8 protein-coding genes are annotated in these 9,327 nt (G+C 61.2%); 7 read left to right on the forward strand and 1 reads right to left on the reverse strand.

What is annotated here, in order from left to right; all coding sequences use genetic code 11:
• The first annotated feature begins 73 nt into the window (after positions 1-73).
• The 3 genes from J4D99_RS13245 to dut all read left to right on the forward strand — a co-directional run bounded on the left by J4D99_RS13245 (position 74) and on the right by dut (position 3,544).
• Positions 74-1,171 (forward strand): ferredoxin--NADP reductase, encoded by a 1,098-nt coding sequence (locus J4D99_RS13245; RefSeq protein WP_208132189.1) that lies wholly within the window; start codon positions 74-76, stop codon positions 1,169-1,171.
• 93 nt (positions 1,172-1,264) lie between these two features.
• Positions 1,265-3,013, forward strand: a complete 1,749-nt coding sequence (locus J4D99_RS13250; protein WP_208132190.1) for a M3 family oligoendopeptidase — start codon at positions 1,265-1,267, stop codon at positions 3,011-3,013.
• A gap of 96 nt (positions 3,014-3,109) precedes the next feature.
• Positions 3,110-3,544, forward strand: coding sequence for a dUTP diphosphatase (dut, locus tag J4D99_RS13255; protein ID WP_208132211.1), 435 nt, complete (start codon positions 3,110-3,112; stop codon positions 3,542-3,544).
• Positions 3,545-3,695: 151 nt separating this feature from the next.
• On the opposite strand, the gene J4D99_RS13260 is transcribed toward dut, so the two are convergent.
• Positions 3,696-4,079, reverse strand: coding sequence for a hypothetical protein (locus J4D99_RS13260; RefSeq protein WP_208132191.1), 384 nt, complete (start codon positions 4,077-4,079; stop codon positions 3,696-3,698).
• 118 nt (positions 4,080-4,197) lie between these two features.
• Between J4D99_RS13260 and J4D99_RS13265 the strand changes: the two genes are divergently transcribed.
• The 4 genes from J4D99_RS13265 (at position 4,198) to lolB1 (ending at position 9,214) form a co-directional block, all read left to right on the forward strand.
• Entirely contained in the window at positions 4,198-5,172 is a 975-nt protein-coding gene (locus J4D99_RS13265; RefSeq protein WP_208132192.1) for a threonine ammonia-lyase, read from the forward strand.
• 130 nt (positions 5,173-5,302) lie between these two features.
• Positions 5,303-6,313, forward strand: coding sequence for a sugar nucleotidyltransferase (locus J4D99_RS13270; protein ID WP_208132193.1), 1,011 nt, complete (start codon positions 5,303-5,305; stop codon positions 6,311-6,313).
• Between the two features lie 114 nt (positions 6,314-6,427).
• Positions 6,428-8,260: a tetratricopeptide repeat protein gene (locus J4D99_RS13275; protein WP_236018648.1), complete on the forward strand. Its 1,833-nt coding sequence runs from the start codon at positions 6,428-6,430 to the stop codon at positions 8,258-8,260.
• 162 nt (positions 8,261-8,422) lie between these two features.
• On the forward strand, positions 8,423-9,214 hold the full coding sequence (lolB1, locus tag J4D99_RS13280) for a lipoprotein insertase outer membrane protein LolB1 (RefSeq protein WP_208132195.1): 792 nt from the start codon (positions 8,423-8,425) through the stop codon (positions 9,212-9,214).
• Positions 9,215-9,327: the final 113 nt, after the last annotated feature.

Here is a 9,327-nt window from a genome sequence, read left to right on the forward strand (position 1 = left end):
TAGCCGCGCCGCGTCGTGCAACTTCACCCGCCCCGGCTATCGTAATTTTGTTTTCTTATCCAAGCTCAGCCCAATGTCGTCGTACCTGACGCTCACCGTCGTTGCCCTCACCCAGGAAACCCCTGATACCGTCACCATTCACCTCCAGCGGCCCGATGGCCAGGCCGTGCCCAGCAAGCCCGGCCAGTTTCTGACCCTGCTCGTGCCCTGCGGCCCGGCCGGCAGCCGCCCCGAGCGCCGTGCCTACTCGCTCAGCAGCACCCCCGCCGAGGCCCCGCGCCTGTCCGTGACCGTGAAGCGCGTGACGGGCGGCCTAGTGAGCAATTATCTACTTGATAATGTGAAAGTAGGCCAGCAGTACGAAGTGTTGCCGCCGCTCGGCAACTTTGTGGTGCAGCCCAGCCCCAAGGCCGCTCGCTCGCTCGTACTCATCGGAGCTGGCTCGGGCATCACGCCGCTCATGAGCATGCTCAAGGCTATTCTGGCCCAAGAGCCGCAGAGCCACGTGCTGCTCATCTACGGCAACCGCAACGAGGAAACCGTTATTTTCAAGCAGCAGCTCGCCGCTCTCGAAGCCGGTAGCCGCGGCCGCTTCCAAATTGAGCACGTGTATAGCCAGCCGCTAGGCCCCGCGGCGCCGCACCAGCACACCGGCCGCCTCAACCGCACTACTATTTTGCGTATTCTGGAGCAGCGCCACCAATTTCCGGCGCCGCAGGCCGAGTACTACATCTGCGGCCCCGAGGGCCTGATGGCCGAAACCCAGGCGGCCCTGGAGCTGCTCATGGTGCCAAGCAGCCGTATTCGCCGCGAGAGCTTTCTGGCCGCAGCCGATGCTACCGAAGCCGGGGACGCTCACGGCGATGCCCTAGCCGGCGACAACGACGGCACCGTCGTCAACCGCACCGTGACGGTGCAGTATGAGGGTAGCGACTACGTGTTTGAAGTGCCCGCCAAGCAAACCATTCTCGACGCGGCCCTCGACCAGGATATTGACCTGCCGTATTCGTGCCAGGCGGGCGTGTGCACAGCTTGCCGAGGCAAGTGCCTCAGTGGCAAGGTGCATCTTGATGAGCGTGAGGGCCTTTCCGATGCCGAGCTGGCCAAGGGCTATATTCTCACTTGCGTAGCTCATCCATTGACGGCCGATGTGGTAATTGAAATTGGTTGATAATCAGCCATGCGATTGCGGGTGAACGGAGTTTACGAGCTTACTTAAAAAACTATTCGGACTGCTGGTAATTATTTACGTAACTTGTATTCTATGGTGATTTCTGAGCTTGATACCCTAGCCACGTCGCTGGCTACTGACACCGCCCGCCCGCCCCGCCACTACCTGCCCGAAGATTTTCACGTGACCGACTGGGCCGCGCTGGAGCCCTTTTTTCAGGAGCTTCAGCACCGCGACATTGCCGACGCGCCCGCGCTGGAGCGCTGGCTGCTCGACCGCTCCGAGCTGGAGTCGGTGCTGAGCGAAGACCTGGCCTGGCGCTACATCCGCATGACCTGCGACACCCAGGACGAAGCCCGCGCCGAGGCCTTCCAGTTCTTCGTGCAGGAAGTGGAGCCCCTCACCGCGCCCTACGACCACGCCCTCAACGAGAAGCTGCTAGCCAGCCCCTACCTGCCCGAACTCGACCAAGACCGCTACGGCGTGTTTCTGCGCTCGGTGCGTCGGGCTTCGGAGATTTATCGCGAAGAGAATATCCCGCTCAAAACCGAGATTTCGACCAAGCAGCAGCAATACGCCGCCACCGTGGGCGCCATGACCGTGACGCTCGACGGCGAGGAGCTGACCCTGCCCCGCGCCGCCGACCGCCTCAAGAGCCTGAGCCGCCCGGTGCGTGAGCAGGCCTGGCGCGCCATTCAGGCGCGCCGCCTGCAAGACAGCCAGCCGCTCGACCAGCTCTTTACCGAGCTGGTGGGCCTGCGCCACCAAATGGCGCTGAACGCGGGCTTCCCCAACTTCCGCGACTATATGTTTGCCGCCCTCGGGCGCTTCGACTACACCGCCGAAGACTGCTTCGACTTCCATTCGGCCATCGGGGCCACGGTGGTGCCGCTCATCAACGAGTTTGACGAGGCCCGCCGCCAGGCGCTGAAACTAACGGCCCTGCGCCCCTGGGACCTCGATGTGGACCCTAGCGGCCAGCCGCCGCTGCGCCCATTTGCCACCGGCGCTGAGCTGCTCGACAAGACCATCACGGTTTTTCAGCGGCTAGACCCCTTCCTAGGCGACTGCCTGCGCACCATGCGCCAAATGGGCCACCTCGACCTCGAAAGCCGCAAGGGCAAGGCCCCCGGCGGCTACAACTACCCGCTCGACGAAACCGGCGTGCCCTTCATTTTTATGAATGCCACGTCGTCGCTCCGCGATGTGGTGACGATGCTGCACGAAGGCGGCCACGCCGTGCACTCGTTCCTTACGCGCCGCCTGCCACTTTCGGCCGATAAGCATCCGCCGTCTGAGGTAGCTGAGCTGGCCAGCATGAGCATGGAGCTCATGAGTATGGACCACTGGGACGTATTCTTTCAGGATGCTGCCGAGCTGCGTCGGGCCAAGAAAACGCACCTCGAAAGCGTGCTCGAAACCTTTCCCTGGGTCGCCACCATCGACAAGTTTCAGCACTGGGTATACGAAAACCCCGAGCACACTGAGGCCCAGCGCCACCAGCGCTGGACCGAGATTTTCCAACACTTCAACCAGCGCACCGTGAGCTGGAACGGGCTGGAAAAATTTCGGCCTTATCTGTGGCAGAAGCAGTTGCACCTCTACGAAGTGCCGTTCTACTACATCGAGTACGCCATGGCGCAACTAGGAGCCATCGCCATGTGGCGCAATTTCCGCCAAGACCCCGCCGCGGCCCTAGCGGGCTACCAGCGGGCGCTGTCGCTGGGCTACACCGTGCCCATCGGCGAGGTATATGCCGCCGCCGGCATCCGCTTCGATTTCAGTACCGACTACCTGCGCCAGCTGGCCGACTTTGTGCGCGAAGAAATGGCGGCGCTGTAGCGCGCTCAGCCACCTAAAAGGAAAAGCCCGGCCGCCAGCCGGGCTTTTTTCTTGCCTCAGGCCCTGGCCGAGCCCAGTACCTTTGCGGCCATTATGCTGACCATTCCTGTTATCAACTCTTCGAGGCACGCGCTGCCTGAATACCAAACTGCGCACGCCGCCGGCCTCGACCTGCGCGCCGACCTGCCCGACGGCTCGCTCACGCTAGGCCCCCTCGAACGCGTGCTGGTGCCCACGGGCCTCAGCATAGCCCTGCCGGTGGGCTACGAAGCCCAGGTGCGCCCGCGCAGCGGGCTAGCCTACAAGCACGGCATTGGCATTGTTAACAGCCCCGGCACCATTGACGCCGATTACCGGGGTGAGATTAAAGTGCTGCTGGTCAACCTGTCAAACGTGCCGTTTGTGGTGCAGGACGGCGAGCGTATTGCCCAGCTCGTAGTGGCTCGCCATGAAACCATCGTGTGGCAGCCCGCCGAAACGTTGAGTGAAACTGCCCGTGGCGCCGGCGGCTACGGCAGCACCGGGAAGTAACTCGGCGCAACGCTAAGCATACCGCAAACTAGAACGTCATACTAAGTGCAGCGAAGCATCTCGCTCGAATCGTTAGGAAAGTACCCCTAGCAATTCGAGCGAAATGCTTCGCTGCACTTAGTATGACGTTCTTCTGAGCTATAGCAGGGCCCTAGTGAGCCGGAGCAGTGCCGGCAGCGCGCTGGCGGGCAATAATTTGGAGGTTGCCACCAGCCGAGTTCAGCTTCTGGCTCAGCTCGCGAAGCTTGTCGCCCACGCCGCCGAAGGCGTGTAGCGGCAGCGCCGACTGCGACGTAAGAATAGCCAGCTTCTGAAACGAAGCGCCCATGGCCGCCACGTCGTTGCGCTGGATGGCACCGTTGAGCACCTCTAGCTCGGTGGCTACGAGGCGCACGGCGGGGTTGTCGCTGCCATTGAGCGCCTGCTGCCAGTTGCCTACATGCTGCTGACCCACGCTAGTGTCTTGAACAAAGCCGGCGTTGATAGCCGCAAACAGCGTTTGAATGCTGGATTCGATTTCGGAGATGAAGTTCATACTGCAAAAGTAAGGCGACCACCCCTAACGCAGAAGCTGGGCGGGCAGTTATTCAGGGCTTGGGCGTTGGCGGGCGCGGCCCCACCTTTGCGCCCCTAAGCCGACTACCTTTCTTCGTATGCAACTCACCACCCTGGCCGACCTAGAGCAGGCGCAGCAGCGGCTGCAAGGCCTGGCCCGGCACACGCCGCTGCTGCCGCTAGCCCTGCCCGAACTCGGCACCGAGCAGGTTTACCTCAAGCCTGAGAGCCTGCAACCCATTGGCTCGTTTAAAATTAGAGGTGCCGGCAACCGCATTATGGCCCTCACGGATAGCGAGCGGGCGCGTGGCGTGCTGGCCTATAGCAGTGGCAACCACGCCCAGGGCGTGGCCTATGCGGCGCGGCAGCTAGGCCTCAAGGCCACCATTATTATGCCCACCAATGCGCCGCAGGTGAAGATAGAAGCCACCCGCGCGCTAGGGGCCGAAGTTATTTTATACGACCCGGCCCACGAAAAGCGCGAGGCTGTAGCGGCGCGCCTGCTGGCCGGCGCCGCCGAGCCGCCCGTGCTGGTGCCGCCCTTCGACGATGCCTACGTAATAGCCGGACAGGGCACCGTAGGCCTCGAAATCTTTCAAGACCTGCCTAGCGTGGAGCTGGTACTGACGCCGGTAGGGGGTGGCGGCTTGCTGGGTGGGGTAGCAGCCGCGCTCAAGCTGTTGAAGCCTAGCGTGAAAGTTATCGGCGTGGAGCCCGAGTTGGCCGCCGATGCCCAGGCTTCGCTGCGGGCCGGTAAGGTGGTAGAGTGGGCCGCCGCCGACACCAATCGTACCCTGGCCGATGGCGTGCGCACCCTAGCCGTGAGTGAGTTGACGTTTGCGCACATTCAGCAGTACGCCGATGACATCGTGACCGTGACCGAGGCCGAGCTGCGCGCTGCGGCCCGTCGCCTGCTGCTCGAAGCCCGGCTGGTAGTAGAGCCCACCGCCGCGCTCCCGCTGGCCGCGCTGCTGCGCCACCGCGCCAGCCTGCCCCGTAGCCAGCACACGGTGCTGGTGCTAACTGGGGGCAATGCCGACCCGGCCACGCTTATCGAGCTGCTGCAAGGCTAAAAAATAACCCCGACATTAGGCGAGCCGGGGTTCGGCCGCATCTTTGTGGCCCGGACTAGCCCAACCGAAACGGGCGAAATGCAGTAAGGCCCTTAACAAATCTGAAAACACCTTCCACCCAACTTCGCCGATGAAAATTATCGTCCCGATGGCCGGTATGGGCAAGCGGATGCGTCCGCACACGCTCACCGTACCTAAACCCCTGATTCCCATTGCGGGCAAACCCATTGTGCAGCGCCTCGTGGAAGATATTGCCCGCGTGTGCGGCGAGCCCGTGGAGGAAGTCGCCTTCATCATCGGTCGCTTTGGCAGCACCGTCGAAAAAAGCCTGATTGCCATTGCCGAGTCGGTAGGCGCCAAGGGCACCATTTATTATCAGGATGAGCCGCTAGGCACCGCCCACGCTATTTTGTGCGCCAAGCCCTCGCTGAGCGGCCCGCTCGTGGTGGCCTTTGCCGATACCTTGTTCAAGGCCGATTTTACGCTCGACAGCTCGGTGCCCGGCACCATCTGGGTGCAGAAAGTAGAAGACCCGCGCCCGTTTGGCGTAGTGAAGCTCAATGAGCAAGGCCAGATTACCGACTTTGTGGAGAAGCCCGAAACCTTCGTGTCGGACCTCGCCATTATCGGCATCTACTACTTCCAGGATGGCGAGTACCTGCGCGATGAGCTGCAATACCTGCTCGACAACGACATCAAGGACAAAGGCGAGTATCAGCTCACCAACGCCCTCGAAAACATGAAGAACAAGGGCACCATCTTCGTGCCTGGCCAGGTAACCGAGTGGCTCGACTGCGGCAACAAAGACGCCACCGTGTTCACCAACCAGCGCTACCTCGAATACCTGAAGGAGCGCGGCGAAAAGCTCGTATCGGACTCGGCCAAAATCACCAACTCGGTAATTATTGAGCCGGTGTATATTGGCGATGATGCCGTGATTACCAACTCGGTAGTAGGCCCACACGTGTCGCTGAGCGCTGGGGCTAAGGTTGAAGACTCGCGTCTCTCCAACTCCATTGTGCAGAGTGCAGCCACCGTGCGCCACGCCAACGTGGCCAATTCGATGATTGGCAACAGCGCCAGCCTCACCGGCCGCCCCAACGACCTGAGCGTGGGCGATTTTAATGCCCTGCAAGTGTGATATTTTCGACGCTTCGTGCGTTAGTGAACGGCGTGGCTCCCGGTGGGGGCTGCGCCGTTCTTGGTTAAGCCCCGTACATTCGCCGGACAAGATTCCGGTTTGCTTCTTATGCGTATGCGTCCCTTTACGGTTGGTGCAGTTGTGTTGAGTTTGTGGGCGGGGGCTAGCCGCGCCCAAGGGCTGGGTACTGGCCCCGGCCCTGGTGGCACGGCCCCCGAGGCCGTCGAAACCAAGCCCGCCAAGCTCAGCCGCAAGGAGCGGAAGGCGCTGGCGCAGCAACTCGAAATAGAGGCCAAAAAGGCGGCGGCCCACCCGCCGCTCTCGCCCAAGGAGCGTGAGCTGAGCGAGGCGCTGTACACCGATGGCGTGAAATACGTCATTCTGGAAGACTACCCCAAGGCCTTGGAGCGGCTGCTGAAAGCCTACACGCTGATGCCTGAAAACGCGGCCGTTAACTACAAGTTGGCCGAGGCTAACCTGCTGAGCGGCAACCTGCGCGACGCCACTGGCTACGCCGAAGCCGCCGTGAAGCTCGACGCCAAAAACCCCTATTACTACTTGATATTGGCTCAGGCCCAGGCCAGCCAGAAGCAGTATGAGGCGGCCACTGCCACCTACGCCAGCTTGGTGAAAGAGGTGCCTAACTCGGGCAGCTACCTCTTTCAGCTTGCCGACCTCTACCTGGCCCAAAACAAGCTGCCCGAGGCCCTGGCGACTTTGGAAAAAGCCCAGGCGCAGTTTGGCAGCATCGACGAGATTGCCTTCAAAAAGCAGCAGATATACCTGCGCCAGAACAACCTGCCGCTAGCCCTTAAAGAAGGCGAAAACCTGATTGCGGCCAACCCCACCGAGCCGCGCTTTGTGCTGGCCCAGGCCGAGATGTACGCGGCCAACAACCGCCTGCCCGACGCCATCCGGGTGGCCGAGCAGGCCCTGCGCCTCGACCCCGGCAACCCCCAGGCCCGCCTGATACTGGCCGACGTGTATCGCCAGCAAAACCAGCCCACCGAGGTAGAAAAGCAGTTACGGCTGGCCTTCGACAGCCCCGCGCTGGAAGTTGACCAGGAGGTGCGTATCCTGGCAAACTACGTGAAGCAGCTGCCCGACCCGAAGGTGGCCCCGCTAGCCCTCGACCTGGCCTCTGCTACGGTGCGCAACCACCCGCGCGACGCCAAAGCCCACAGCGTGGCCGGCGACGTGCAGATGCAGAGCGGCCACAAAAAAGAAGCCCGCAATAGCTACCTGCAGGCCCTGAAATACGACAAGTCGAAATACCAGCTCTGGCAGCAGGTGGTGCTGCTCGACGCCGAGCTGAGCCAAACCGATTCGCTACTGGTGCACAGCGATGCCGCCCTCGAATTGTTTCCTAATCAGGCTCCTCTGTGGTTTTACAACGGTGCAGGCCACCTGATGAAGAAGCAGCCCCAGCAGGCCGTGCAGGCCCTGGAGCACGGCCGCCGGCTAGCCGCCGGCAACGCCGAGCAGCAGAGCCAGTTCGACGCGCAGCTCGGTGATGCGTATCAGGAGCTGAAAGATTATCCTAAGTCGGAGGCAGCCTACGAAGCCGCCCTAGCGGTAGACCCCAATAACTATGGCGTGCTCAACAATTACAGCTATTTCCTGAGCCTGCGGGGCGAAAAACTCGATAAGGCCAAGGAAATGGCGGGCCGCACGGTGGCCAAGTTTCCCGACAACGATACCTACCTCGACACCTACGCTTGGGTGCTGTACAAGCAAAAAGACTACGCCGGCGCCAAGCAAAATCTGGAGAAAGCGCTGCGCACTACCAAGGATGCCAGCATCCTGGAGCACTACGGCGACGTATTGTGGCAGATGGGCGAGCACAGTGGGGCCCTGGCGGCCTGGCAGCGTGCCCGCAAGGCCGGACCCGGCACCTCGCTGCTGCTCGACCGCAAAATCAAAGAACAGAAACTGATTGAAAATTAAAAGAAGACGTAAGCATTTTGTTTGTCATTGCGAGCGCAGCGCGGCAATCTTTCCTTCTCGCTAGGGTACTAACCTAATGAAGCGGACGACAAGGAAGGATTGCCGCGCTGCGCTCGCAATGACAAACGAGTTTTATGTCCTCAGAACATGTTATTGCGAATTATGAATAAAGCTGCATTCCTACTCGCCGGACTAGCCCTGGCGGGCTGCCACCGCGCCGTCTCTACCAAGTCGGGTTCGCTCACGGCGGGCACTTCCGAAGCCGTGAAAGTGGCCACGCCTGCTGGTGTGAAAGCTACCAATACCAATTTTCAGTACCTGAATGGCCACGGCAAGGTGCATTTTAAGGCTAAGGGCAATGAGCAGTCGGCCAACTTTGCGCTGCGCATCAAGCGCGACTCGGCCATCTGGCTGTCGGGCTCGCTGCTAGGCATTGAGGGTGTGCGCGCCCTGCTCACGCCCGATTCGGTGCGGGTAGTCAATCGCTTGCAGAAGAACTACTTTGCCGGCGACTACGCCTACCTGAGCCAGCTGCTGAACGTGCCCGTTACCTACAAGCAGATGCAGGACATCCTGCTCGGCGACTACCAGGCCGCCCCCAAAGGCGCCATACCGGTAGTGAAAACGGAGGGCGACAACCAGAACGTGACCTACCCCGTGGCGCCGCTCATCCTGGAGCAGCTGGTGAGCAGCACCACCGGTCGCCTCCAGCAATTGAAAGTGAGCGAGAGCGCTGCCCAGCGCAGCCTTACCGTAGGCTACGCCGATTTTCAGAAGCCTAGCGGCTCCGACCTGCCCTTTGCCTTCACCACCAACGTGCTAGGACAGCAGGGTGGCACCGAAAGCACCTCGGCCACCCTCAACTACCAGAAAGTAGAAGTAGGTAGCGGCCACCTCGATTTTCCGTTTAGTATTCCCAAGGGCTATTCTAAGCAAGCAAAGATTAAGAAGTAGGGGGCTAGTTAACCCGCTGGCTCTATACACGCAGAAAAAGCACGTCCTGCTCATCTGGCGTCCGCTTGCCGAAGCATCTCTACCGAAGACACCCTAGCGGCGTGGGTGAGATG

This window comes from Hymenobacter sp. BT559, assembly GCF_017571525.1.
GTDB lineage: Bacteria > Bacteroidota > Bacteroidia > Cytophagales > Hymenobacteraceae > Hymenobacter > Hymenobacter ginsengisoli.

Excerpts from the sequence above, each read along its gene's own strand:
- J4D99_RS13245 (WP_208132189.1), top strand. The coding sequence starts at position 74 with ATGTCGTCGTACCTGACGCTCACCGTCGTTGCCCTCACCCAGGAAACC.
- J4D99_RS13250 (WP_208132190.1), top strand. The coding sequence starts at position 1,265 with ATGGTGATTTCTGAGCTTGATACCCTAGCCACGTCGCTGGCTACTGAC.
- J4D99_RS13260 (WP_208132191.1), bottom strand. The coding sequence starts at position 4,079 with ATGAACTTCATCTCCGAAATCGAATCCAGCATTCAAACGCTGTTTGCG.
- J4D99_RS13265 (WP_208132192.1), top strand. The coding sequence starts at position 4,198 with ATGCAACTCACCACCCTGGCCGACCTAGAGCAGGCGCAGCAGCGGCTG.
- J4D99_RS13270 (WP_208132193.1), top strand. The coding sequence starts at position 5,303 with ATGAAAATTATCGTCCCGATGGCCGGTATGGGCAAGCGGATGCGTCCG.
- J4D99_RS13275 (WP_236018648.1), top strand. The coding sequence starts at position 6,428 with ATGCGTCCCTTTACGGTTGGTGCAGTTGTGTTGAGTTTGTGGGCGGGG.
- lolB1 (WP_208132195.1), top strand. The coding sequence starts at position 8,423 with ATGAATAAAGCTGCATTCCTACTCGCCGGACTAGCCCTGGCGGGCTGC.